This window comes from Streptomyces sp. NBC_01335, assembly GCF_035953295.1.
Taxonomy (GTDB): Bacteria; Actinomycetota; Actinomycetes; order Streptomycetales; family Streptomycetaceae; genus Streptomyces.
The window spans coordinates 5,704,181-5,726,841 of record NZ_CP108370.1; the positions used below are offsets into that span (position 1 = coordinate 5,704,181).

Genomic DNA, 22,661 nt, shown 5'->3' on the forward strand with positions numbered 1-22,661 from the left:
GGCACCGGGGGTTGGGGTCAGCATGTCGGCAGTCGGTGGGATACCCGTAGGCGGAGGGGCCGCTCCGGCGCCCGGTGGCAGACAGCCGATGCCGCGCGCGCTCGCCGCGGCGCAGATGCTCCTGCTGGTGCTGGCCGCCGCGACCGTGGTGGGCGCGCTCGGCCTGTTCGGCTCGGCGTTCGCGGTGGACGCGGTGGACGGCGAACTCCTCGGCGTCGCCGCCTGGGCGGCCCTGCCCGGAGTGCTGGCCTGGTGGCTCTCGCGCCGGCTCCACGAAGGCGGCAACGGCCTCCGGTGGGCGCTGACCGCCCTCCAGCTCTGGCTGGCGGCCGGGGGCCTCGCGAACCTCGCCGACGGTTCGCCGCACGGCTTCACCCAACTCCTCGTCCCCGCGGCCGTCCTGATCCTGCTCCTCCGGCGGCGGAGCCGGGAGTGGTTCCTGCTGCCGCCCGGACGGCGCGCGGAGAGGCCGGAGTTCTCCTTCCCGCACCTGATCACCTGGCGGCGCGACCGGGGCCAGACCGCGCTGGAGTACCTGGGCCTGGTCCTCATCGTCGTCGCGCTCGTCGGGGCGCTCACGGCCACCGGCCTGGGCGGCCGGATCACCGGCGGCCTCCAGTCCGCGATCTGCTCGCTCACCGGCTCCTCGTGCCCGGTCTCCGACAGCGGTTCGGTGGAGGCGGGCAGCGGTACGAGCGGTGGAACGGACGGGAGCGCCGGTGCGGACGGCGGGTCCGGCGCGAGCGGCGGTACCGGCTCCACCGGCGAGGGCTCCTCGACCACCACCGGCGGCACCGGGTCGGACGGCGGCACCACGACGACCGGGGGGTCCACGACGACCGGGGGATCGACGACGACCGGGAGTTCGTCGACCGAGGGTTCCACGTCGGGAGGCTCCACCTCCGGCTCCACCGACGGCACGTCCGGCGGCCCTTCCGGCGGTACGTCCGGCAGTACGTCCGGCGGTACGTCCGGCAGTACGGACACGTACCCCGAGACGAGCGAGGAGCCGGAGGCCGCCTACGACACCCCGGTCCTCGCCACCGACTCCGATCCCGCCCCCGGGTCCGACTCCGGTGGCAAGGACGACGGCAAGGACTGCGGCGGCTGGGGACTCCTCGGCTGTGCCTGGGACCAGACCACCCAGGTGGTCAAGGGCGTCGCGGTCGACGGCGTGTGGGGTGACGTCACCGGCATCGTCAGCCTCGTCAAGCCCGAGACGTGGTCCGGTATCGCCGACTACGGCAAGCAGCTCGGCCACGACTGGATGCAGGACTCCAAGGACGCCTCGGGCAAGTGGGGCGACGGGGACTACCTGGGCGCGGTCTTCGACTGGGGCAAGGCCTCGGTCAACACCGTCGTCGGCGTCGGCGACACCGTGTTCGTCGGCGACGAGGTGCGCGAGCGGTGGAACAACGGCGAGAAGACGCGTGCCGTCACCGACGTGCTGTGGAACGTCGGCTCCCTCTTCATCCCGGGGTACGACGTCGGCAAGGTCGCCGGGAAGGTCGGCGAACTCGGCAAGATCGGCAAGGCCGCCGAAGAGGTGGCCGAGGCGGCCGGGGACGCGGGCGCGGCGGCCCGGCGTGCGGCCAAGGCCGCCGAGGCGGGCGACCTCGACGCGCTGAGCAAGGCGGCCAAGGAGGCCGACGAGGCGGCGGACAAGGCGGAGGACGCGGCCCGTAGAACCGGCTGCGTCATCGCCTCCGGACCACCGCTCGTACGCGTCGGCGGAGGCGAGGACTCCGGCGGAGACGGGAACCCAGGGGGCGGCGGGGTCGCCGGGCCGGGCACCGGCATCCTCGCGGCGGGCTCCGGCGGCCGGATCGTCCTCGCGGACGGTGGCGGCGGCCGGATCGTCCTCGCGGACGGCGGCTGCGACACGGCCGCCAAGGAGGCGGCGGAGAAGGCCCGCGCCGAAGCCCGCGCCGCCGCGCTGGAGAAGAAGCGGCTGGAGGAGCCCGAGCGCGCCCGCAAGGCGGCCGAGGACCTGAAGCAGTACCCGGAGCCCCGCCACGGCGACACCTCGGACCCGCGCAACTACGAACCGGCGCCCTGGGCGAAGGACCTGAACGACCCCGAGCTCGGTTCCGCCGACCTCGGCGACGGCTACTGGGCGAGCCGCGACCGCAACCCCCAGCCCAACTGGACCAACGAGTCCTGGCTCCGCTACCAGGAGCAGGTCACCGGCACGACCCGCGGCCGGGAGTACGTCGTGCCCAGCCCCAAGGAGGGCAAGCCGGCGGTCGAGTACGACGGCTGGGACTCCAGCCGCCAGACCTTCCTGGAGGCCAAGAACGGCTACACCAGCTACCTCGCCCAGCCGGGCAAGACGGCCCTCACCTCCTCCGGCAAGGACAAGTTCATCGCGGAGGCCCGCGCCCAGGTGGAGGCGTCCGGAGGGCGCGCGGTCGAATGGCACTTCTCCGACCCGGACGTGGCCAAGGCCGCCCGCGCCGCCTTCCGCGAGGAAGGGCTGCCGATCAAGGTGGTGCACACCGCGCAGAAGCCGATCGACAGCGCGCGGAAGCCGGGGGCGTTCGACTGAACCGGTGACCGCGCGGGACAGCCTTCAGCGCGCCGCCCTGCGGAAGAACCACCCGGTGAGCCCGGTCGCCGTGCGCGAGGGGAGCACCCGGCTGAACACGAAGACCTGGAACCGGTAGGCCCAGTCGTCGACGACCGCGGGGGCACGGCCGCGCAGGGCGGCCACGACGGTCTCGGCGACCTGCTCGGGCCGGCGATCGCACGCACCGGACGCCGCCGGACGCGCCCTCCGGGCGGAGGGCGCTACTTTCGCAACACGCCTCAGTCTCCGGAGAAGCCGAAGATTCCCAGGTGAGTCGGCCTGTCATCGGAGTGGAGGACGATGTAGTAGCCGGTCCATCGCATCCGGCACTCGCCGAGAAGGCTCCGCTTGTACTCCTCATGGCTCGCAGCCTCATTGGCAGCGGCGATGAGCTCTTCGTACTGCTCGACCGTCGGGCGGTCGGCGCCGAAGTGGCAGACCACGCGGCTGAGTGCCAGAGGGCGCAGGGTGCCGTGGTCAGCGACGGCGAACTGCGTCGGCGGGGCTTCCGTGGCAACAACCCTGTCGATGTCGAGGATCGTATGGGTGCCCTCTTCGCCCATGAACTCCTCGTCCGCGTACAGATCCTGCAGGCTTCGGAAGCGGGCACCGTCGCCGTACTCCTCCTGGAACACCCTGGCCTGCAGCGTCCGCAAGGCCGCCTCGACATCGCCGTCGTACCTGGTGACGTAGTCCCATCCGCTGGCACCCATGGAGCCACCCCTCTCCGAAGATCGTGAATGGCCGAACGGTAACGGCGGGGACTGACAACGCCGGGGCCATGGCCAGAGGTGGTTGGCCACCACGACGATCGCCCGGACAGGTCCTTGGGCCTTTGAGGCCCTGGGCGCAGTTCTGTCCGGACCGGGCCCGGTCCGAGGCGCTAGCCTGCTGACGCGAGCGGCGTCGGGTACGGGGCGACGCCTCGGGAACCGGCTGTGGAGGAAGCGGATGCGGCGTGTGGTGCGGGGATTCTGGGGCCCCCGGGTGGAATCCGTCGAAGAGCTGTCCGAGCGCTGGGAGGTGACGCTCCAGCAGGTGGCCGGGCTGCTCGGGGAAGCGGCGGCCGGGCCCGGCTGGGCGTGGCGGCGCGTGCGGGCGTCCGGCGCCGACGACGCCCCGCTCGCCCCGGGGCGGGAGCCGCTGGCCGAGGTCCTGCGGGAGGCGCGCGCCGCCGACGACTGGTCCGACCGGGTCGGCACCGGGCTGCGGCTGATCGCCGCCCCGGCCAACGGAGTTCGGGTGGAGATCAGCGGACTCGCGGGCGGCGCACCGGAGTTCCTGCTCCAGTCCGTCGTGGCGGCCGTCGACGCACCGGACGGCGCCGAGGTGCCCGAGGGCGAGCTGCTCGCCGCTCTCGCACGCGCCTGGGAGCCGGACTTCGGCGACGTCAGCGACGACGACCTCCTCGACGCCCTGGAGGACGAGGCCGGCTACACGGTCGGCGACCCGGTCGTGGGCCGGTACGGCTACCTCTCTCCCGTGCGGGCCGCGCTGGTCCCGGACGGGATCGGGGTGGGCCGGGAGGAGCTGCCCGGCGGGGGTCTCCTGCTCTCCCTCGGGGGCGCGCCCGAGGTGGTCGCCGCGTACGAGGCGCTGGGCGCGGCCGGGGCGCTCCGGCCGCTGCCCCGCCCGCTGGACCGGGCGGCGCTGTGAGCGTCCGCGCCGGGGAGCCCTTCGACACCGGGCGGGCCGTGGCCGAGGTGACGGCGCTGGCGGCGGGGCCCGTACCCCCGGCGGGGCCCACCCTCGGTGAGGGCGACCCGGTGACGGGGGAGTGGCGGGCCACCACCGGGGAGGGCTTCCGGATCGTCCCGCTCTGGGAGAGCGACGACCTCACCGGCGCGTACGGGAGCGACTGGACCGACGCGGAGGGTGCAGCCCGGCGGCAACTCGACGCGCTCGTGGCGGAGTTGGATGTCCGGTGGGGGCCGCACAGCCAGGTGGCGATGCACCCCGCGCTGTTCCGCCGACAGGCGGGGCTGCCCCTGCCCCCGCTCCACGCGGCCCTGCTCGGTCAGGACTGCTACGGCGACCTCAGCGTCTGGGGTCCGCTGCCCGGCCGCGAGCGCTGGGTGGGCGTGAGCGTCGGCCACAGCGACGGGGACGCGCCCCTGGTGATGGTCGCGCTGGTCAGCGGGGCGCCCGTCGTCGAGGCGGACCGGGACGACGCGGACCGGGACGACGGCTGACCGGGGGCACGGCTGACCGGACCAACCAGCGGAGCCGGGCCGCCGGCTGACCCGGGCGAGGCGGACCGGGGCGACGGCTGACCGCCCGGTACCGGCCCCAGCGCCGGGCCTTCCTCACAGCCGGGCCGCCTTCAGCGCCATGTGCAGCAGCAGCCGGTCCTCGCCGTCGCCCAGGTCGAGGCCGGTGAGCTGCTGGACCCGGGAGAGCCGGTAGTACAGCGTCTGGCGGTGGATGCCCAGTTCGGCCGCCGTCCGGCTCGCCTGGCCCGCGAGGTCGAGGAAGGTCTCCGCGGTGCGGGCCAGCTCCGCGTGGGCCGGGGCCAGCAGGGCGGCCACCGAGGGGTCGGGTCCTGCGGGGGTGCGGGGCAGGGCGGTCAGCAGGCGGTACGGGCCGATGCCGGACCACGGGGCGACCGGGCCGAACCGGGGCTCGGCCGCCGCCGCGCGGGCCGCCGACACCGCCTCGTGCCAGGCGTCGGTCAGCTCGGCCAGACCCCGGCGCGGTACGGCGACCCCGGCGGTCGCGGCCCCGCCCGCCTCGGCGCGGAGCCGGTCGGCGGCGGTGTTCGCCGGACCGGGCGTGTCCGGGGAACGGAGCCGTACGAGCGCGGCCAGGCAGAGCGTGTCGGCTCCGGGCGAGGCCACCACGGTGAGCGCCGCCGCCGAGGGGACCGTACGCGCCGACGGGGTGTCCTCCGCCGTCCACGGGGAGACGCAGACCACCGCGTGCAGCCCGTCGGCGTCGGCGCCCAACGCCTCCCTGAGCGCGGTCAGCGCCATGTCCCGCTGCCAGCCGTGCCCCGCCGTGAGGGCGGCGCCCAGCTCGCGCGAGAGGTCCGCGCCCGCCCGGGCCTCGTCGGCGAGGAGCGCCCCGATCCGGTCCGCCACCTCCATGGCCGCCGCCAGCCGTTCGTCGGTCGGGCCCGGTTCGGCGTCCAGCAGCCATACGTACCCCAGCACCACGCCCCGGTGGCGGACCGGGAGGCAGATCCGGCTGAGGTGGACCCCGGCCTCCGGGCCCGCGGGAATGCGGACCGGGCCGGTCGCCCGGGTGATGCCGAACCCCTCGAACCAGGCGCGTACCGCGGGGGTGGAGCGGCGGGTCAGGATCGACCGGGTGCGGACGGGGTCCATGGCGGTGTCGTCGTCGCTGTCGTGCACACCGAAGGCGATCAGGCCGAAGTCACGGTTCTCCAGGGTGGCCGGGGCGCTCAGCAGTCCGGAGATCTCGTCGACGAGTTCCTGGTAGTCGCCTTTCATCCCGCCATTCTCGCATCCGTTCAGACATATGTCTGAGGTGGCGAGCACAGATGCGTGACAGCTGTCGATGGCACACGTTCGGTGCAATCCATAGATTTCACCGTGGTTCTCCGTGCTGTCATGGTCCGGACCGGTTCGACGGTTTTCGCCCGTACCGGCCCGTACGCGCACAGCCGTCCGCAGCCACTCGTACAGCCGTCCATGCAGCCGATCATCAGTACTTTCGTGGAGGTGCCCCGTGCTGGGTCCCGTGATTCTCGCCGCGTCGCGCAGCGACCGGATGCGCCGGTTCATCTCGGCCGCACCGGGCACCAAGCAGGTCGTCGACCGTTTCATCGCCGGTGAGAACGTCGACCACGTCCTGCCCGTCGTCCGCGAATCCGTCGACAAGGGCCTGGAGCTCACCCTCGACGTGGTCGGCGAGGACATCACCACGCCCGCCGAGGCCGCCGCCGCGCGCGACGCCTACCTGGAGCTGGTCGGCCGCCTGAAGGACCTGGACCTCGGCGCCAAGGCCGAGATGTCCGTCAAGCTCTCGATGTTCGGCCAGGCGCTGGAGAACGGCCACGAGCTGGCCCTCGCGAACGTCCGCCCGGTCGTCGAGGCCGCCGCCGCCATCGGCACCACCGTCACCCTGGACGCCGAGGACCACACCACCCTCGACTCGATGTTCACCATCCACGAGGAGCTGCGGAAGGACTTCCCGCAGACCGGCTGCGTGATCCAGGCGTACCTGTTCCGCACCGAGGACGACGCCCGCCGGCTCGCCGCCGCGGGCAGTCGCGTGCGTATCGTGAAGGGTGCGTACAAGGAGCCCGCCTCCGTCGCGTACCAGGACAAGGCCGAGATCGACAAGGCGTACGTCCGCATCATGAAGATCCTCATGGAGGGCGACGGCTACCCGATGATCGGGTCGCACGACCCGCGTCTCGTCGCCATCGCCCAGGAACTCGGCCGCCAGGCCGGCCGCAAGCTGGACGAGTACGAGTTCCAGATGCTCTACGGCATCCGCAGCGACGAGCACGTCCGCCTCGCCGCCGAGGGCCACCGGATGCGTGTCTACACCGCGTACGGCACCGACTGGTACGGCTACTTCATGCGCCGCCTCGCGGAGAAGCCGGCCAACCTCCTCTTCTTCGCGCGCTCCATCCTCACCAAGGGCTGAGTCCGGCTCCCACCCCCCACCCCGACGAACCAAGGAGACAAGGCACTCATGGACGCTGTCACCCAGGTCCCCGCGCCGGTCAACGAGCCGGTCCACTCCTACGCCCCGGGTACCCCCGAGCGCGCCCGCCTGGAGGCGAAGCTCAAGGAGCTCGGCGAGAACCCGATCGACCTCCCGATGACCATCGGTGGCGAGAAGCGGATGGGCGGCGGCGCCCGCGTCGACGTCGTGCAGCCGCACAACCACCGCGCCGTCATCGGCACCTTCGCCGGTGCCACCGAGCAGGACGCCCAGGACGCGATCGACGCCGCGCTCGCCGCCGCCCCGGCCTGGCGCGCGATGGCCTTCGACGACCGCGCCGCGATCATCCTGCGCGCCGCCGAGCTGCTCTCCGGCCCGTGGCGCGAGACGATGGCCGCCTCCACGATGCTCGGCCAGGGCAAGACCGCCCAGCAGGCCGAGATCGACACCCCCTGCGAGCTCGTCGACTTCTGGCGCTTCAACGTGCACTACGCGCGCCAGATCCTCGCCGAGCAGCCGCCGGCCAACTCCACCGGCGTGTGGAACCGCATGGACCACCGCCCGCTGGAGGGCTTCGTCTACGCGATCACGCCCTTCAACTTCACCGCCATCGCGGCCAACCTGCCGACCGCCCCGGCGCTCATGGGCAACGTCGTCGTGTGGAAGCCGTCCCCGACGCAGACCCACGCCGCCGTGCTGATGATGCAGCTCCTGGAAGAGGCCGGCCTGCCCAAGGGCGTCATCAACCTGGTGACCGGCGACGGCATCGCCGTCTCCGAGGTCGCGCTGAACCACCGCGACCTGGCCGGCATCCACTTCACCGGCTCGACCCCGACCTTCCAGCACCTGTGGAAGACCGTCGGCAACAACATCGCCAACTACCGCACCTACCCGCGGCTCGTCGGCGAGACCGGTGGCAAGGACTTCGTCGTCGCCCACCCGTCGGCCGACCAGGCCGTACTGAAGACCGCGCTGACCCGCGGCTCCTTCGAGTACCAGGGCCAGAAGTGCTCCGCGTCCTCGCGTGCGTACGTCCCGGCCTCCATCTGGAACTCCGGCTTCAAGGAGAAGTTCGCGGCCGAGGTCGACGCCATCACCATGGGCGACGTCACCGACCTGTCGAACTTCATCGGCGCCGTCATCGACGAGCGGTCCTTCGCCAAGAACAAGGCCGCCATCGACCGCGCCGCCGCCGACCCGACCTGCACCATCGTCGCGGGCGGCAGCTACGACGACTCGGTGGGCTACTTCGTCCGCCCGACCGTCATCGAGTGCACCGACCCGGAGAACGAGGTCTTCACGACCGAGTACTTCGGCCCGATCCTCGCCGTGCACGTGTACGAGGACGACCAGTACGACGCGATGCTGGACCAGATGGAGTCGGTCTCCGACTACGCCCTGACCGGTTCCGTCATCGCCAACGACCGCGCCGCCGCGGCCCACACGATGGAGAAGCTCCGCTACGCGGCGGGCAACTTCTACATCAACGACAAGTCGACCGGTGCCGTCGTCGGCCAGCAGCCCTTCGGTGGCGGCCGCGCCTCGGGCACCAACGACAAGGCCGGCGCCCCGCAGAACCTCCAGCGCTGGACGCTGACCCGCGCCATCAAGGAGACGCTGGTCCCGCCGACCGAGTACACCTACCCCCACCAGGGCTGACGCCCCCGGGGCGCCGCACACCGGCGCCCCGCCCAGAACCCCGCCCCCGTCCGGCACCCCCCCTGCCGGACGGGGGCGGCCTGCGTCCACCGGCCTGCGCCCACCGGCCTGCGCCCACCGGCCTGCGCCCACCCGCGTGCGTCCACCAACGGCCCCGGCCGCGAACGGGTCGGGTCGCGAACGGGCCGGGACGCACCGCACCCCCCGACCTGTGCGCGGTCAGGGGGTGCGGTGGCAGATGTACGGGTACGGCCCGTGGCGTCAGCCGCGCTGCTCGGGCGCCGCACTCCAGGTGCCGGGCTGCCAGACGCCGGAGCGGCGCAGGGACGCGGGGCAGTGCCGGAATATCTCGTCGATCTCGACCAGCAGCGCCAGCCGCGGCCGGGCGCCCTTCGCGTCCGCCAGCTCGTCGAAGAACGGCGCGTCCCGCAGGACCCGGGCGCGGCCGTTGACGCGGAGCACGTCCATCACGCCGGGGATGAAGTAGAGAAGGCCGACGTGCGGGTTCTGCAGGATGTTGCGGAAGCCGTCCGAGCGGCGGTTGCCCGGCAGGTCCGGCAGCGCGAGGGTGCGCTCGTCCAGCACGAGCGTGAAGCCCGGCTCGCCGCCCTTCGGCGAGGCGTCGCAGTTGCCCGCCGCGTCCGAGGTGGCGACCGTGCACAGCGGGGACTGGCCGATGAGCCGGAGGTCCTCCTCCGTCAGTCGGTCGTGGACCTTCTCGATGACGATCGGGTGCGGGGCGCCGAGGAGCTCGGTCAGTTCCCCGGGGGCGGTGAGCTCGACCCAGCCGTCACGGCCGAGAGGGGCGAGCGGCGCGCGCGGGGCGACGACGCCGGGCGGGACGGAGTCGGACGGCACGGTGGGGCGCGGATCGGCGGCGGACGGAACGGCGGCGGGCGCTGCGGTGAGGCTCAAGACGACTTCCTGGCAGGTGACCTGTGGCGATACGCACGGGCGGAGGTCGCCCTCGCCGGCACGCATGGGTGGCCGGATCCGGACGGTCGGGCCCCGGGCCATTTCGACCCGGACCGGTTTTTTCCGTACACCCTTACGATGTTAGGGTCACCTTACTGTAGGCCCTCGGGTGATCTCCTGGCGGGCATTCCCCCTGCGTGGAACCGGATGCCGGCTTCACGCGGAGCCGTTGAGGAGCGAACGATGCCGGACGCGATACCGGCCACCGCGACAGGTGCCCGGTGAACCCGGCCTCCGCCACTCTGCCGACGGCGCGCACCGCCCCGCCGGCCGGTGGTGTCCGCCGCAAGGGCTCACGCCCCGCACTCGCCGCCGGCCTCGTGGCCGGGCTGGTGGTCCTCGTACTGATCGCCGCGGTCAGCCTCGCCGTCGGATCGGGGCACGTACCCCTCGCCGACGTGTGGCACGGCCTGGTCAGCCCCGACGACGCCCGGCGCACCGACGTCATCGTCCGGACGGTCCGCATCCCGCGCACCTGCGCCGGCATCCTCGCCGGTGTCGCCCTCGGCCTCGCCGGAGCGCTCATGCAGGGCGTCACCCGCAACCCCCTGGCCGACCCGGGCCTGCTCGGCGTCAACGCCGGAGCCTCCGTCTCCGTGGTCCTCGCCATGGGCGTCCTCGGCCTCACCGCCCCCGGGCAGTACATCTGGTTCGGCTTCGGCGGCGCACTGCTCGCCGCCCTCTTCGTCTACGGCGTCGGCTCGATCGGCAGGGAGGGCGCCACCCCGGTCAAACTGGCGCTCGCCGGAGCCGCCACCACCGCCTTCCTCGGCTCACTCACCACCGCGCTGCTGCTGACCGACAGCAAGACCTTCGACCAGTTCCGCTTCTGGCAGGTCGGCTCGCTCTCCGGCCGGGAGACCGACGCGCTCTGGCAGGTACTGCCGTTCATCGTGGTCGGCACCCTCCTCGCCCTCGCCCTCGGCCCCCAGCTCAACGCCCTCGCCCTCGGCGACGACGTGGCCCGCGGCCTCGGCCAGCGGGTCGGCCTGGCCCGCGCCACCGCCGCCGTCGCCGTGGTCCTGCTCTGCGGCGCGGCCACCGCGATCGCCGGGCCCATCGGGTTCGTCGGGCTGGTCGTCCCGCACGCCGCCCGGCTCATCACCGGCCCCGACAACCGCTGGGTCCTCGCCTACAGCGCGGTCCTCGCCCCGATCCTGCTGCTCGTCGCCGACATCGTCGGCCGCCTCGTCGCCCGCCCCGCCGAGGTGCAGGTCGGCATCGTCACCGCCGTCATCGGGTGCATCCCCTTCGTGATCCTGGTGCGCCGCAGGAAGCTGGTGGAACTGTGACCGCCCCCGCCACCACCGCGCCCTCCGGTGAAGCCGTCGCCGGGGCCTTCGCCGTACGCGAGGTCGTCCGGGTCCGCCGCAACGGCCGCGCCCGCTACCTCCTGGTCTGCACGGTCCTCGCCGTCGCCACCGTCGCCGCCCTGTGCGGTTCGCTGGCGTACGGGGACATGGCGGTGCCGCTCTCCGACGTGTTCGCCGCCCTCACCGGGCGGGCCGACGCCGCGACCTGGTTCATCGTCGGCGAGCTGCGGATGCCCCGCGCCCTGATGGCCGTCCTGGTCGGGATCGCCTTCGGGCTCTCCGGCGCGGTCTTCCAGAGCCTGCTGCGCAACCCGCTGGCCAGCCCCGACGTCATCGGCATCAGCTCCGGTGCCTCCGTCGCCGCGGTCCTCGCCTCCTCGCTCTTCGCGGTCAGCGGGGTCCTTCTCTCCCTGTTCGCGCTCGCCGGAGCCCTGCTCACCGCCGCGCTGATCTACGCGCTCGCCTGGCGGCGCGGAGTGAGCGGCGCCCGGCTCGTCCTCGTCGGCATCGGGATCGGCGCCGGGCTGTCCAGCGTGATCTCGTACCTGATGACCCGCTCCGAGGTCACCGAGGCGCAGTCGGCGCTGCTCTGGCTCACCGGCAGCCTCAACGGCCGCTCCTGGGACCTGCTGCGACCCCTGGCCTGGGCGCTCGTGGTGCTGCTGCCCCTGCTCTTCCTGGCCGCCCGGCAGCTGCCCGTACTCCAGCTCGGCAACGACACCGCCGCCGGCCTGGGCGCCCGCACCGAGCGGGGCCGGCTCCAGCTGCTCTGCTGCGCCGTCGCGCTGGCCGGGGTGGCGACCGCCGCCGCCGGACCGGTCGGGTTCGTCGCCTTCGTCTCCGCGCCCGTCGCCCGCCGGCTGGCCCCCGGGCGCGGCGCCTCACTGGTCGCCTCCGGGCTGACCGGGGCGCTGCTGGTGCTGGTCGCCGACTTCGCCGCACAGCACGCACTGGACCTCGTCGACCTGCCGATGGGCGCCTCCGGGCAGCTCCCCGTCGGCGTCGTCACCAGCATGATCGGCGCCCCGTACCTGATGTGGCTGCTGATCCGCGCCAACCGTTCGGGACAGGGCGGATGACCCGCCCGCGTCCGGCCTCGCACGCAGGTCCGGCAAGGGCCGGCAACGACCAGAAGGAGGGGAGTGCCGCATGAGCGCGGAACACAGCCTGGGAGCGCGCGGACTGCGCCTCGGATACGGCAGCCGGGACATCGTCAAGGACCTCGATCTCGACATCCCGCCGGGCGGCGTGACGATGATCGTGGGCCCCAACGCCTGCGGCAAGTCCACCCTGCTGCGCTCCCTCGCCCGGCTGCTCGCCCCCTCGGCGGGCACGGTCCTGCTGGACGGCAAGGACATCCGGTCGATGCCGACCAAGGCGGTCGCCGGAATCCTCGGCATCCTCCCGCAGACCCCGGTGGCCCCCGAGGGCATCACCGTCGCCGACCTGGTCGGCCGGGGCCGCTACCCGCGCCAGGGCTGGCTGCGCTCCTGGACCGCCGAGGACGACGCGGCGGTCGCCGAGGCGCTCGTCGCCACCGACGTGCTGGAACTCGCCGAACGCCCGGTCGACGAGCTCTCCGGCGGCCAGCGCCAGCGTGTCTGGATCGCCATGGCGATCGCCCAGCACACCGACGTGCTACTGCTCGACGAGCCGACCACCTATCTCGACATCAGCCACCAGCTGGACGTCCTCGACCTGCTCACCGACATCAACCGGGAGCGCGGGGTGACCATGGTCGCCGTGCTGCACGACCTGAACCTCGCCTGCCGGTACGCCGATCACCTGGTCGCGATGAAGGACGGCCGGATCGTCGCCGAGGGCCGCCCCACCGAGATCGTGACCCAGGAACTGGTCACCGAGGTCTTCGGGATGCGCTGCTCGGTCGTCCCCGACCCGGCCTCCGGCACCCCGATGATCGTGCCGATCGGCCGCCACCACGTGCCGGACGCGGCGCGCGAGGACGTACCCGTCGCCTGAGGGGCGCTTCGGTCTCTGGGGTTCAACCCGCCCCGAATCAGAGGGAATTGCACTTTTGGGGCCCCCTGCGCGATACGTGAATAAGGTTAGGCTAACCTCATGGGCATGAAGAACGTGCGTCTCCGGAACCCTCTCGCCCGTCGTTCCGGTACCCCCACCCGGTCCCGCGCCTCCCTCGGCCTGCTGGCGCTTCCGCTCGCCGCCGTGCTGATCGGCGCGACCGGCTGCTCCTCCGACGACTCGGGCGACTCCGCCAAGGACGCGTCGTCCACCGCCTCCGCCTCGGCCGGCGCCTTCCCGGTGTCCGTCGACACCAAGTTCGGCTCCATCACGGTGAAGGAGCAGCCCAAGAGGGTCGTCGCGCTCGGCTGGGGCGACGCGGAGACCGCGCTCGCCCTCGGCGTCCAGCCCGTCGGCGAGAGCGACTGGCTGGCCTTCGGCGGCGACGGTGTCGGCCCGTGGGCCAAGGGCCTCTACACCAAGAGCCCGGAGAAGATCGGCACCATGGAGCCGGAGTACGAGAAGATCGCGGCCCTCAAGCCCGACCTGATCCTCGACACCAAGTCCAGCGGTGACCAGACCCGTTACGACACCCTCAGCAAGATCGCCCCGGTCATCGGCGTCCCGAAGGGCGGCGACCAGTACAAGCTGTCCTGGGAGCAGCAGACCAAGATGGTCTCCACCGCGCTCGGCAAGAAGGCCGAGGGCGACAAGCTGATCAAGGGCGTCGAGGACAAGTTCGCCGCCGCCGCGAAGGCGCACCCCGAGTTCAAGGACAAGACGGTCACCCTCGCGTCGAAGACCTCGGTCGGCTGGGGCGCGTACGTCTCGGGCACCGGTCGCGTCGACTTCATCGACCGGCTCGGCTTCAAGAACAACCCGGTCATCGAGAAGCAGGCCGGTGACGCGTTCTCGGTCAGCGTCTCCGAGGAGAACCTCGACCAGTTCGACGCCGACCTGATCGTCACCGCGCCGATCGGCCTCAAGCCCGCCCAGGTCACCTCCGACGCCCTGTACAAGAAGATCCCCGCGGTCGCCGACGGCCACGCGATGGTCTTCGACCAGGGCGGTCTGAGCCAGGCGTTCGCCACCGACTCGATCCTCTCGACCTCCTACGCGATCGACCACGTCGTGCCGGAGTTCGCGAAGTACGTCAAGAAGTAAGCGGTACCCCGCCAGGTCTCCGGGCCGGTGGGACGGGCGCACGGTCGTGCCCGTCCCACCGGCCCGGTCCGTTTTTCCGGTACGCCCCGGCGTCCCTCGTGACCGAGCGTGGTGATCATGCCGGACATGTCGCACGAAGGCCCGCCCGCTCGTGTGGCCGTCATCCCGCTCGGACCGGGCCGCCCGCCCGGCCCGGTCGGCTGCCTCGCCACCGCTGACCAGGCGCGATCCCGTCCCATGCGGGCGCTCGTGCGGGAGTCGCGGGCCGTCGGCGCGGACCGGGCCGTCTCAGATAGTAGGAAGTCCGAGTAATTGTGGGGACAGAGCGGCCCAGGTGTCCTAGCGTTGTAGGAGCCGAACGATTCGCTTCTACCAGCGACTGGTGGTGAGCGGGTTCGCCCGATGCAGGCCACCCCTGCGGCGTCCGCCCCCGTACCTTCCGGCTTTTCCACCTGGTTCCGTCGTACCCGGCGGCAGATCATCGCCCGCCGCCGTACCCCTGGAACACGGCCCGGCCTCCGTGTGCGATTCCGCGCGGCCGGCGCCGTCCGTGAGCCGTAGAGCCCGTGAGCCGCAAGTCCGTGATGTCCCCGTGTCACCCGTGATTCCCAGGAGGCGTTCCCCCATGGCAGAGACCACCGTCCGCCGTCGCGTCCGTCACACCCCCCGCCCCACCGAAGCCGAACGCAAGAACGCCGCCGCGGCCCTCCAGCGCGCCCTGGACCGCCGCGACAACGGCGGGGTCACCGGCCACTGAACCCGTGGGGCCCGGGGGCTCCCGCCGCCCTCCGCCGTACGGCGGACGGAAGACGGCGAAGGCCCCCGGGCCCATGGCGGCCGTGGCGGGCGCTGCGGATCAGCCGCGGCTGACCTCGAAGTGGTCGATGCGCTCGCCCGACTCGGCGAGGGCGGTGACCTTCATCTTCGGGTGCGTACCGACCGAGACCTCCACCGCGAGGAACGAGTAGCCGGTGTAGCGCACGCGGGACCACTCCACGGTCTCCGCCGCGTGGACGCCGCCCTTGGCCACGTAGTACGTGTCCACGCTCTCCTGGTCGTGGACGTGGCCCTCGTACGTGTCGGGGGCCGGGAAGTTGTAGAGCGACTTGCCCGCGCCGCCGGCCGTGACGTACACGATGCCGTCGCGGGTCGGGTCCGTGCGCTCGCCGATCGGCACCTTGCGGGAGACCACGTTCTTCAGAATCGCGTCCGTGCGCTCGTACACGTGGTTGTGGCCGTTGATGACCAGGTCCACCTGGTGCTTCTCGAACAGCGGCACCCACGCCTCGCGGACCCCGCCCTCGGAGGCGTGCGCGTTGGTGGTCGAGAAGGCGCAGTGGTGGAAGAAGACCACCACGAAGTCGACGTCCCTGCGGGCGCGCAGCTCGCCGAGGCGGCGGTCCAGCCACTTCGTCTGCTTGCCGCCGCTGATGCCGAGGTTCGCCGGGATCTCGTTCGAGACGTCGTTGGCGTCCAGGGCGACGACGGCCACGTTGCCGTGGACGAAGGAGTACACGCCCGGCAGGCCGACCGGGTCGGGGCCGTTGTCCGGCAGCGTCCAGCGGGCGTTCTGGCCGCCGTAGCCGTCGGGGGAGTACCAGGCCTCCATGTCGTGGTTGCCGGTCGTCACCATCCACGGCACCGTCTTCGCGACGGTCTCCGTCTGGGCCAGGAACTGGTCCCAGGTGCGCGCGTCGTAGACGTCGGTCTCCTGGCCGGAACCCGACGGGTCGGCGTAGCAGATGTCGCCGGCGTGCAGGTGGAAGGCCGGGTTCTGGCCGAGCAGCAGCTGGTCGTTGCCGAGGGCGTGGTAGCTGACGCCCTGGTCGCCGAAGGCGGTGAAGGTGAAGTTCTCGGCGCGCGAGGGCGCGGTGGTGAACGTACCGAGCGAGCCCAGGTTGCGGGTGTCGGCCGGGTCGAAGCCGTCGTGGCCGACGCCGTAGTAGTACGTCGTGCCGGGCTGCAGGCGCTCCAGGCTCGCGTGCACGTAGAACTGCTCGGCGGCGGCGATCGCGCCGTTGTTCAGCGTCGGCGTGGTGAGGTGGCGCACCTCGGCGTCGATGCGGCGGCTCAGCGACCACGGCTTGAGGCCGATGCGGATGTACGGGCGCTTCACGGCGAACGGGACCTGCCACGAGACGCTCATCTGCGTCTTCGGGTCGGCGCCGTACGCCAGGTGACGGCCGAACGGCGCCACCAGCGAGCCGTCCACCTGCGTGGTGGAGCGCGAGGTGAGGACCGTCGGGGAGCCGTGGGCCGAGGAGGAGTGCGCGGCGGCGGGCGCGGCGGTGAGGAGGCCGGTGCCCATGCCCGCGCCGGCGACGGCGGCGGTCGCCACGCTCGTACGCAGCATGCCGCGGCGCGTCAGTTTGGTGCGGAGGTACTCGTGCTGCTCCGCCATGCTCATGCGGGCGGCGAGCTTCTCGGGGATTCCGAAGCGAGGGATGTCCATGGCCAGAACATCCACTTTCGGAGTTGCCTGATCCCGTCCACGAGGTGAACGGCACGCGTACAGCTCACCATGTGTCCGTATAGTGGACGGTGCGTGTCATGGGGTGGGACGTATGGCTAAAGTGCCGTCATGTCTCGCAGCATCAATCTCGCAGTGATCCCCGGTGACGGAATCGGCCAGGAAGTCGTTGCCCAGGGCCTCAAGGTCCTCAACGCCGTCCTCCCGCAGGATGTGAAGCTGGAGACCAAGGAGTACGACCTTGGCGCCCAGCGCTGGCACCGCACGGGTGAAACCCTCCCCGACGCGGAGCTCGACTCCCTCAAGGGCCACGACGCCATCCTGCTCGGCGCGATCGGTGACCCCTCGGTCCCGTCCGGCGTGCTGGAGCGCGGGCTCCTGCTGAAGCTGCGCTTCGCCTTCGACCACTTCATCAACCTGCGGCCGTCGAAGCTCTTCCCGAACACCGCGACCCCGCTGGCCGGCCGCCCCGACATCGACTTCGTCGTCGTCCGCGAGGGCACCGAGGGCCCCTACACCGGCAACGGCGGCTCGCTGCGCACCGGCACCCCCGCCGAGGTCGCCACCGAGGTCAGCGTCAACACCGCGTACGGTGTCGAGCGCGTGATCCGCGACGCCTTCGACCGCGCCGCCGCCCGCCCCCGCAAGAAGCTGACGCTGGTCCACAAGAACAACGTCCTCGTCTACGCCGGGCACCTGTGGAAGAACACCTTCGACAAGGTCGCCGCCGAGTACCCCCAGGTCACCACCGACTACCTGCACGTCGACGCGGCGACGATCTTCTTCGTCACGCAGCCGGAGCGCTTCGACGTCATCGTCACCGACAACCTCTTCGGCGACATCCTCACCGACCTCGCCGCGGCCGTCACCGGTGGCATCGGCCTGGCCGCCTCGGGCAACATCAACCCGACCGGCGCCTTCCCGTCGATGTTCGAGCCCGTCCACGGCTCGGCCCCCGACATCGCCGGCCAGGGCAAGGCCGACCCCACGGCCACGATCCTCTCCGTCGCCCTCCTGCTGCGCCACCTCGGCTACGACTCCGAGGCCGCGCGCATCGAGGCAGCCGTCTCCGCCGACCTCGCGGAGCGCGACGGGATCACCCGCACCACCGACGAGATCGGCGACGCGCTCGCGGTACGCGTAGCGGGCTGACCCGACGACTCTCCAGGAAGCCGCCGGGTCGGACCATCACCCGGCGGCTTCCCCCTGTGCGGCCCCGGGTATTCCCATCGACCCCGGGACCGTAAACCGTGCCATTTCGTGCCCGGCCCTCCACGAGCGATAATCGAACGTGGGGCCGCAGCTCGCGGCAATGCTCGGACGTCCTCGCACTTGTTCGCACTTGCGGGCGGGAGCGGGCGGCAGCACGGTCCCTCACACACAGATACGTGAAGGACACGCACTCATGACGACGCCCACCATCGAGCTCAAGCCCACCTCGTCCCCGCTGTCCGACGCGGAGCGCGAGGCGATCCTCGCCGCCCCCGGATTCGGCCGCCACTTCACCGACCACATGGTCACCATCCGGTGGACCGAAGGCCGCGGCTGGCACGACGGGCAGCTCGTCCCGTACGCCCCGCTCTCCCTCGACCCCGCGACGATGGTCCTGCACTACGCGCAGGAGATCTTCGAGGGCCTGAAGGCGTACCGGCAGCCCGACGGCAGCGTCGCCACCTTCCGCCCCGAGGCCAACGCCAAGCGCTTCCAGCGCTCCGCCCACCGCCTCGGCATGCCCGAGCTGCCGGTGGAGACCTTCATCGAGGCCTGCGACCTGCTGGTCCAGCAGGACAAGGCGTGGGTCCCGGCGCACGGCGGCGAGGAGTCCTTCTACCTCCGCCCGTTCATGATCGCCACCGAGGTCGGCCTGGGCGTCAAGCCCGCCAACGAGTACCTCTTCCTCGTCATCGCCTCCCCGGCCGGCGCCTACTTCGCCGGCGGTGTGAAGCCCGTCTCCATCTGGCTCTCCGAGGACCGCGTCCGCGCCGTCCCCGGCGGCATGGGCGACGCCAAGACCGGCGGCAACTACGCCGCCTCCCTGCTCGCCCAGGCCGAGGCCACCGCCAGGGGCTGCGACCAGGTCGCCTACCTCGACGCCGTGGAGCACAAGTGGGTCGAGGAGCTCGGCGGGATGAACCTCTACTTCGTGTACGAGAACCACATCGTCACCCCCGCCCTCACCGGCTCCCTGCTGGCCGGCGTCACCCGTGACTCCCTCCTCACCGTCGCCCGCGACCTCGGCTACACCTCCGAGGAGGGCCGGGTCTCCATCGACCAGTGGCGCGAGGACAGCGCGAACGGCACCCTCAAGGAGGTCTTCGCCTGCGGCACCGCCGCCGTGATCACCCCCGTCGGCACCGTGAAGTCGGCCGGCGGCGAGTGGACCCAGGGCGACGGCACCCCCGGCGAGACCACCATGAAGCTCCGCGACCGCCTCCTGGACATCCAGCGCGGCATCGCCGAGGACACCCACGGCTGGATGCACCCCCTGGGCGACTGACACCCCTGCCTCCACCGCACACGCAGTACGTACGAAGGCCGCGCCCGGGTTTTTCCGGGCGCGGCCTTCGTGCTGCGCGCGCGGTGGCGGTGCAGGAGGGTTCCGCGCCTGAGCTCAGGGCGCCGCCCGCCGGGCGCGGTGCGCGCGGACCCGTCCGCGGCTGGCGCACGCCGGGGAGGGGCACCACCGGCGGCGGCCGGCGGGATCGGTGAAAACGCCCCGGCAGTCGTCCTCGGGGCACACCTTGAGTCCGGTCCGGTCCGCGCCGGTCAGGTGGTCCGCGGCCTGCCGCGCGATGCGGACGAGTGCTTCGCCGGCGGTGGCCGGCGAGCTGCGGCGCAGGCGGTCGCCGCCGGTGAGTTCCACCGGGTCGTCGGCCGCGATGAAGTCGCTCAACTCGGCGACCGCTTCATCCGGAGGGGTACGGCCCTGGGTGGTGGCAAGGGCCAGGGCGCGTAGGCACTCCCGCAGTCGCCACGTGTGTTCCAGGTCGGCGTGCGTGGGCCTGCGGTGCGGCGCCAGCTCGCTCATCCTCAGCCATTCCGCCAGCAGATCCGCGGAGCCGAGGCGTTCGACCGGGTGGCTACCGAAGGCGCGGCCCCGTGTGGCGAGCAGGTTGAGCCAGGTGGCGCCACAGTCGAAGCGGAAGCTGTGCGGGTCGTCGGTGGCCATGGTCCGAGTGTAACGCCTCAAGCGTTACGTCTGTTAGCGTCGTAACGCCTTGACCGTTACGTACTGACGAGGAGACCGACCATGGCCGATTCCGGACCTGTCGACCCCGTGCCCCTCTCCGAGCGGCTGACCACTGCCGTTCTCGACCGAGAGGCGGGCCATCGGACGCTCGACACCCTCCAGGACCCCGCGACCCGGTCGCTCTTCCCTTGGCTGGAGGAGGTGGCTCCGGGCTTTCCCGACTGGCTGATCACCACCCTCTTCGGCGGCACCTATCAACGCCCCGGACTCTCGCCGCGCGAGCGCCAGTTGGTGAACCTGGGGGCGCTCACGGCGCTCGGCGGCGTCGATCCGCAGCTGGCCGGGCAGGTCGTCACCTCGCTGCGGGTGGGTCTGACGCCCGAGGAGGTGGTGGAGGTCTTCGTCCACCTGGCGCCCTACGTCGGCGTTCCCAAGGCGCTGGCCGGCCTGCGGGTCGCCGCCGCGGCACTGGAGGACAGTGCGGCCCCGCACGAAGCGGACCGGAGCGACCTCCGGTGAGTGAGGTGACGCACCCCGTGGCGGGACGGACGGTGAGGACCGTACTCGGCGACATCGACCCCGGTGACCTGGGCGTCTGCGACGCACACGACCACCTGTTCCTGCGAAGCCCGCGCCTTCCCGGCGAGGAGCTCGACGACACCGCGGCGGCACGGTCGGAACTGGACTCCTTCGCGCAGGCCGGGGGACGGGCCATGGTGCAGTGGACGCCCTGGGGTATGGGACGGCGGCTGTCCGTCCTTCCCGCGCTCTCCCGCGACAGTGGCGTCCACCTGATCGCGGCGACCGGCCTGCATCAGGCGAAACACTACGAAGGCGACCGGTTCGCGCACGGTGTCGACGAGTTGGCGGAACTCTTCGTCCGGGAACTCACCCGGAGCCCGGTGAGAGCGGGCCTGATCAAAGTCGCCGGTGCCTTCCACCGCCTGGACGAGCACGCTCGCCGGACGATGGCCGCAGCGGCGACGGCCCATCACGCCACCGGCGCACCGATCGGCGTCCACCTGGAGGGCGGCACCGCAGCCCTGGAAACCCTCCAACTCCTCTGTGCGGACCACGGCGTACCGGCCCACCGGGTGATCCTGGGCCACCTTCTCCGCTACCCCGATCCCGCTGTCCACCTTCGTGTCGCGGAAGCCGGGGCGTACCTGGCGTTCGACGGACCCTCCCGGGCCCATCACGCCGGTGACCACCGACTGGTGGCGTGCGTGGCGGCACTCGCCGACGCCGGGCATGCCGACCGCGTGCTGATCGGCGGCGACACCGTGGTGGCGTCGGCCCGCTCGTCGGCGGACGGGCCAGGAATGCGTCACCTCCTGGAAGGGGTTGCTCCCCGCATCGCCCTGGAAATCGGCAGTGACGTGGCCCGTGCGATCTTCGTCGAGAACCCCGCCCACGCCTTCGCGGCACACTGGCGGGGCCCCGCACGGCCATCGCCGGGGATGCCCCCCACGCCTGCGGAGCGCGGCTGATCCGCGCATCCGGGCCCTGCGGAAACCGCTGCCGGTAGCGATGGCGTACGTACCGCCCGGCCCTCCTCGGTCGCCCGGTACGTCGGGTGCTCGGGGCGCCCCGGACGCCCCGCCTACTCCCGCTCCCCCCGCACCAGCTCCGCCACGTCACCGAGCGAGTCGACCGACCAGTCGGCCGTGGCGCGGCAGGCCGGGTCGTCGGCCCACCAGTGGCCCCAGGGGCCGCGCCGCAGGTGGGCGGTGAGCAGGCCCGCCGCGTGGGCGGGGAAGACGTCGTTGGCCGGGTGGTCGCCGACGTACAGGGTGTTCTCGGAGCGGGTGCCGCAGACGCCGAGGACCCGGGCGAAGAAGGCGGGGTCCGGTTTGGCGGCGCCCCACTCCTCGGACATCACGACGAGGTCGGCGGGCAGGTCCAGCGCCCGCAGCAGCTCCCCGGCGCGGGCCGTCTGGTTCCCCGCGACGATCACGCGGACGCCCAGCTCGCGGAGGCCGCCCAGGGTCGGACGCACATCCGGGTAGAGGTCCGACTCGTCCAGGTACTCGCCCCGGCCGGCCGCCTCCCGGGCCCGCCACTCGGCGCCGACGTCGATGCCGGGGCGGACGAGGCGCAGCGCGTCGGAGTTGTCGCGGCCCTGGGTCACCACCGCCCCCACCAGGGCGCTCATGGTGTGCCGGGGGACGTCCAGCCAGTCCGCCCAGGAGCCCCAGTACCGGTTGTCGTTGGTCAGCGTCTCGCCGACGTCGAAGACGATGGTCTCGATCACCGGGCCGACCCTACTGGGCGGGAGGGGCGGCGGACTCCGGCCGCGGCTGCCCCCGCCGTCACCTGTTTCGCACGGAGCCCCACGGGCAGGCGCTGTCCTGCAGGTACTGCCGAGGTGACCTACGTTGGCAGTGGAAGGTTCGTCCATCCGAGGAGGCCCCGTGACTGACGGAAGCAAGGACAAGGTCAAGGGCAAGGCCAAGGAAGCCATGGGCAAGATGACCGGCAACCGGGGCAAGGTCGCCGAAGGCAAGGCCGACCAGGCCAAGGGCGCCGCGAAGGACGCCGTGGGCGACGCGCGGAAGAACCTGCGCGACAAGTCCGGCCCGAAGGACCCGCTGATCACCGACGACGAGTGAGTCCGGTACTCACCCTCCGGGCCCCCGCCCTTCCCTGGGCGGGGGCCCGTCGGCTTTCACGGCGTGCGGCGCCGTATCAGCGCCAGCGGTA

General features: G+C 72.3%; 22 protein-coding genes. 15 read left to right on the forward strand and 7 right to left on the reverse strand.

The window, feature by feature from the left end; translation table 11 throughout:
* The first annotated feature begins 88 nt into the window (after positions 1-88).
* Positions 89-2,548, forward strand: coding sequence for a Tox-REase-5 domain-containing protein (locus OG599_RS24675; protein ID WP_327178155.1), 2,460 nt, complete (start codon positions 89-91; stop codon positions 2,546-2,548).
* 24 nt (positions 2,549-2,572) lie between these two features.
* On the opposite strand, the gene OG599_RS24680 is transcribed toward OG599_RS24675, so the two are convergent.
* Entirely contained in the window at positions 2,573-2,713 is a 141-nt protein-coding gene (locus OG599_RS24680; protein WP_327178156.1) for a hypothetical protein, read from the reverse strand.
* A gap of 95 nt (positions 2,714-2,808) precedes the next feature.
* On the reverse strand, positions 2,809-3,282 hold the full coding sequence (locus tag OG599_RS24685; RefSeq protein ID WP_327178157.1) for a hypothetical protein: 474 nt from the start codon (positions 3,280-3,282) through the stop codon (positions 2,809-2,811).
* A 238-nt stretch (positions 3,283-3,520) separates the two neighbouring features.
* Between OG599_RS24685 and OG599_RS24690 the strand changes: the two genes are divergently transcribed.
* Positions 3,521-4,225, forward strand: a complete 705-nt coding sequence (locus OG599_RS24690; RefSeq protein WP_327178158.1) for a hypothetical protein — start codon at positions 3,521-3,523, stop codon at positions 4,223-4,225.
* Positions 4,222-4,761 carry a hypothetical protein gene (locus OG599_RS24695; RefSeq protein ID WP_327178159.1) on the forward strand — a complete coding sequence of 180 codons (540 nt, stop codon included), beginning with the start codon at positions 4,222-4,224 and terminating at the stop codon, positions 4,759-4,761. The genes OG599_RS24690 and OG599_RS24695 overlap by 4 nt, the downstream gene beginning before the upstream one ends.
* Positions 4,762-4,875: 114 nt before the next feature.
* Here the strand turns inward: OG599_RS24695 and OG599_RS24700 are convergent, their stop codons facing one another.
* On the reverse strand, positions 4,876-6,021 hold the full coding sequence (locus OG599_RS24700) for a PucR family transcriptional regulator (RefSeq protein WP_327178160.1): 1,146 nt from the start codon (positions 6,019-6,021) through the stop codon (positions 4,876-4,878).
* A gap of 238 nt (positions 6,022-6,259) precedes the next feature.
* Here OG599_RS24700 and OG599_RS24705 point away from each other — a divergent pair, with 238 nt between their 5' ends.
* Positions 6,260-7,186 (forward strand): proline dehydrogenase family protein, encoded by a 927-nt coding sequence (locus OG599_RS24705; protein ID WP_327178161.1) that lies wholly within the window; start codon positions 6,260-6,262, stop codon positions 7,184-7,186.
* A gap of 48 nt (positions 7,187-7,234) precedes the next feature.
* Positions 7,235-8,866 carry an L-glutamate gamma-semialdehyde dehydrogenase gene (gene pruA / locus OG599_RS24710; protein WP_327178162.1) on the forward strand — a complete coding sequence of 544 codons (1,632 nt, stop codon included), beginning with the start codon at positions 7,235-7,237 and terminating at the stop codon, positions 8,864-8,866.
* Between the two features lie 261 nt (positions 8,867-9,127).
* Here pruA and OG599_RS24715 read toward each other — a convergent pair whose 3' ends face one another.
* Complete coding sequence (locus OG599_RS24715) at positions 9,128-9,724, reverse strand: MSMEG_1061 family FMN-dependent PPOX-type flavoprotein (protein WP_442809709.1); 597 nt, start codon at positions 9,722-9,724, stop codon at positions 9,128-9,130.
* Between the two features lie 338 nt (positions 9,725-10,062).
* Here OG599_RS24715 and OG599_RS24720 point away from each other — a divergent pair, with 338 nt between their 5' ends.
* The 5 genes from OG599_RS24720 to OG599_RS24740 all read left to right on the forward strand — a co-directional run bounded on the left by OG599_RS24720 (position 10,063) and on the right by OG599_RS24740 (position 15,055).
* Positions 10,063-11,133, forward strand: a complete 1,071-nt coding sequence (locus tag OG599_RS24720; protein ID WP_442809533.1) for a FecCD family ABC transporter permease — start codon at positions 10,063-10,065, stop codon at positions 11,131-11,133.
* Entirely contained in the window at positions 11,130-12,233 is a 1,104-nt protein-coding gene (locus tag OG599_RS24725) for a FecCD family ABC transporter permease (protein ID WP_327178164.1), read from the forward strand. The genes OG599_RS24720 and OG599_RS24725 overlap by 4 nt, the downstream gene beginning before the upstream one ends.
* 70 nt (positions 12,234-12,303) lie before the next feature.
* Positions 12,304-13,134 carry an ABC transporter ATP-binding protein gene (locus tag OG599_RS24730; RefSeq protein WP_327178165.1) on the forward strand — a complete coding sequence of 277 codons (831 nt, stop codon included), beginning with the start codon at positions 12,304-12,306 and terminating at the stop codon, positions 13,132-13,134.
* Between the two features lie 99 nt (positions 13,135-13,233).
* The gene (locus OG599_RS24735; RefSeq protein ID WP_327178166.1) at positions 13,234-14,298 is read left to right on the forward strand and encodes an iron-siderophore ABC transporter substrate-binding protein; all 1,065 of its coding nucleotides are present in this window, start codon (positions 13,234-13,236) and stop codon (positions 14,296-14,298) included.
* 625 nt (positions 14,299-14,923) lie between these two features.
* Positions 14,924-15,055: a hypothetical protein gene (locus OG599_RS24740; RefSeq protein ID WP_327178167.1), complete on the forward strand. Its 132-nt coding sequence runs from the start codon at positions 14,924-14,926 to the stop codon at positions 15,053-15,055.
* Between the two features lie 99 nt (positions 15,056-15,154).
* Here the strand turns inward: OG599_RS24740 and OG599_RS24745 are convergent, their stop codons facing one another.
* Positions 15,155-16,750, reverse strand: a complete 1,596-nt coding sequence (locus OG599_RS24745) for a purple acid phosphatase family protein (protein WP_327178168.1) — start codon at positions 16,748-16,750, stop codon at positions 15,155-15,157.
* Between the two features lie 129 nt (positions 16,751-16,879).
* Here OG599_RS24745 and OG599_RS24750 point away from each other — a divergent pair, with 129 nt between their 5' ends.
* Both OG599_RS24750 and OG599_RS24755 read left to right on the forward strand, forming a co-directional pair.
* A complete protein-coding gene (locus tag OG599_RS24750) occupies positions 16,880-17,920 on the forward strand; it encodes a 3-isopropylmalate dehydrogenase (RefSeq protein WP_327178169.1) in 1,041 nt (346 codons plus the stop codon).
* Positions 17,921-18,173: 253 nt separating this feature from the next.
* Complete coding sequence (locus tag OG599_RS24755) at positions 18,174-19,265, forward strand: branched-chain amino acid aminotransferase (RefSeq protein WP_327178170.1); 1,092 nt, start codon at positions 18,174-18,176, stop codon at positions 19,263-19,265.
* A gap of 114 nt (positions 19,266-19,379) precedes the next feature.
* Here the strand turns inward: OG599_RS24755 and OG599_RS24760 are convergent, their stop codons facing one another.
* Positions 19,380-19,937 (reverse strand): CGNR zinc finger domain-containing protein, encoded by a 558-nt coding sequence (locus OG599_RS24760; protein ID WP_327178171.1) that lies wholly within the window; start codon positions 19,935-19,937, stop codon positions 19,380-19,382.
* 81 nt (positions 19,938-20,018) lie between these two features.
* On the opposite strand from OG599_RS24760, the gene OG599_RS24765 reads away from it, so the two are divergent.
* Both OG599_RS24765 and OG599_RS24770 read left to right on the forward strand, forming a co-directional pair.
* Positions 20,019-20,477, forward strand: coding sequence for a carboxymuconolactone decarboxylase family protein (locus OG599_RS24765; RefSeq protein ID WP_327178172.1), 459 nt, complete (start codon positions 20,019-20,021; stop codon positions 20,475-20,477).
* A gap of 32 nt (positions 20,478-20,509) precedes the next feature.
* Positions 20,510-21,448, forward strand: coding sequence for a phosphotriesterase family protein (locus OG599_RS24770; protein ID WP_327178173.1), 939 nt, complete (start codon positions 20,510-20,512; stop codon positions 21,446-21,448).
* Between the two features lie 113 nt (positions 21,449-21,561).
* On the opposite strand, the gene OG599_RS24775 is transcribed toward OG599_RS24770, so the two are convergent.
* A complete protein-coding gene (locus tag OG599_RS24775; protein WP_327178174.1) occupies positions 21,562-22,212 on the reverse strand; it encodes an HAD family hydrolase in 651 nt (216 codons plus the stop codon).
* A gap of 160 nt (positions 22,213-22,372) precedes the next feature.
* Between OG599_RS24775 and OG599_RS24780 the strand changes: the two genes are divergently transcribed.
* Positions 22,373-22,570, forward strand: a complete 198-nt coding sequence (locus tag OG599_RS24780) for a CsbD family protein (RefSeq protein WP_327178175.1) — start codon at positions 22,373-22,375, stop codon at positions 22,568-22,570.
* Positions 22,571-22,661: the final 91 nt, after the last annotated feature.

Bases quoted from the DNA above. Each gene is read 5' to 3' on its own strand.
- OG599_RS24675 (WP_327178155.1), top strand. From the start codon at position 89: ATGCCGCGCGCGCTCGCCGCGGCGCAGATGCTCCTGCTGGTGCTGGCC.
- OG599_RS24685 (WP_327178157.1), bottom strand. From the start codon at position 3,282: ATGGGTGCCAGCGGATGGGACTACGTCACCAGGTACGACGGCGATGTC.
- OG599_RS24690 (WP_327178158.1), top strand. From the start codon at position 3,521: ATGCGGCGTGTGGTGCGGGGATTCTGGGGCCCCCGGGTGGAATCCGTC.
- OG599_RS24700 (WP_327178160.1), bottom strand. From the start codon at position 6,021: ATGAAAGGCGACTACCAGGAACTCGTCGACGAGATCTCCGGACTGCTG.
- pruA (WP_327178162.1), top strand. From the start codon at position 7,235: ATGGACGCTGTCACCCAGGTCCCCGCGCCGGTCAACGAGCCGGTCCAC.
- OG599_RS24730 (WP_327178165.1), top strand. From the start codon at position 12,304: ATGAGCGCGGAACACAGCCTGGGAGCGCGCGGACTGCGCCTCGGATAC.
- OG599_RS24735 (WP_327178166.1), top strand. From the start codon at position 13,234: ATGGGCATGAAGAACGTGCGTCTCCGGAACCCTCTCGCCCGTCGTTCC.
- OG599_RS24740 (WP_327178167.1), top strand. From the start codon at position 14,924: ATGGCAGAGACCACCGTCCGCCGTCGCGTCCGTCACACCCCCCGCCCC.
- OG599_RS24745 (WP_327178168.1), bottom strand. From the start codon at position 16,750: ATGGACATCCCTCGCTTCGGAATCCCCGAGAAGCTCGCCGCCCGCATG.
- OG599_RS24750 (WP_327178169.1), top strand. From the start codon at position 16,880: ATGTCTCGCAGCATCAATCTCGCAGTGATCCCCGGTGACGGAATCGGC.
- OG599_RS24755 (WP_327178170.1), top strand. From the start codon at position 18,174: ATGACGACGCCCACCATCGAGCTCAAGCCCACCTCGTCCCCGCTGTCC.
- OG599_RS24760 (WP_327178171.1), bottom strand. From the start codon at position 19,937: ATGGCCACCGACGACCCGCACAGCTTCCGCTTCGACTGTGGCGCCACC.
- OG599_RS24765 (WP_327178172.1), top strand. From the start codon at position 20,019: ATGGCCGATTCCGGACCTGTCGACCCCGTGCCCCTCTCCGAGCGGCTG.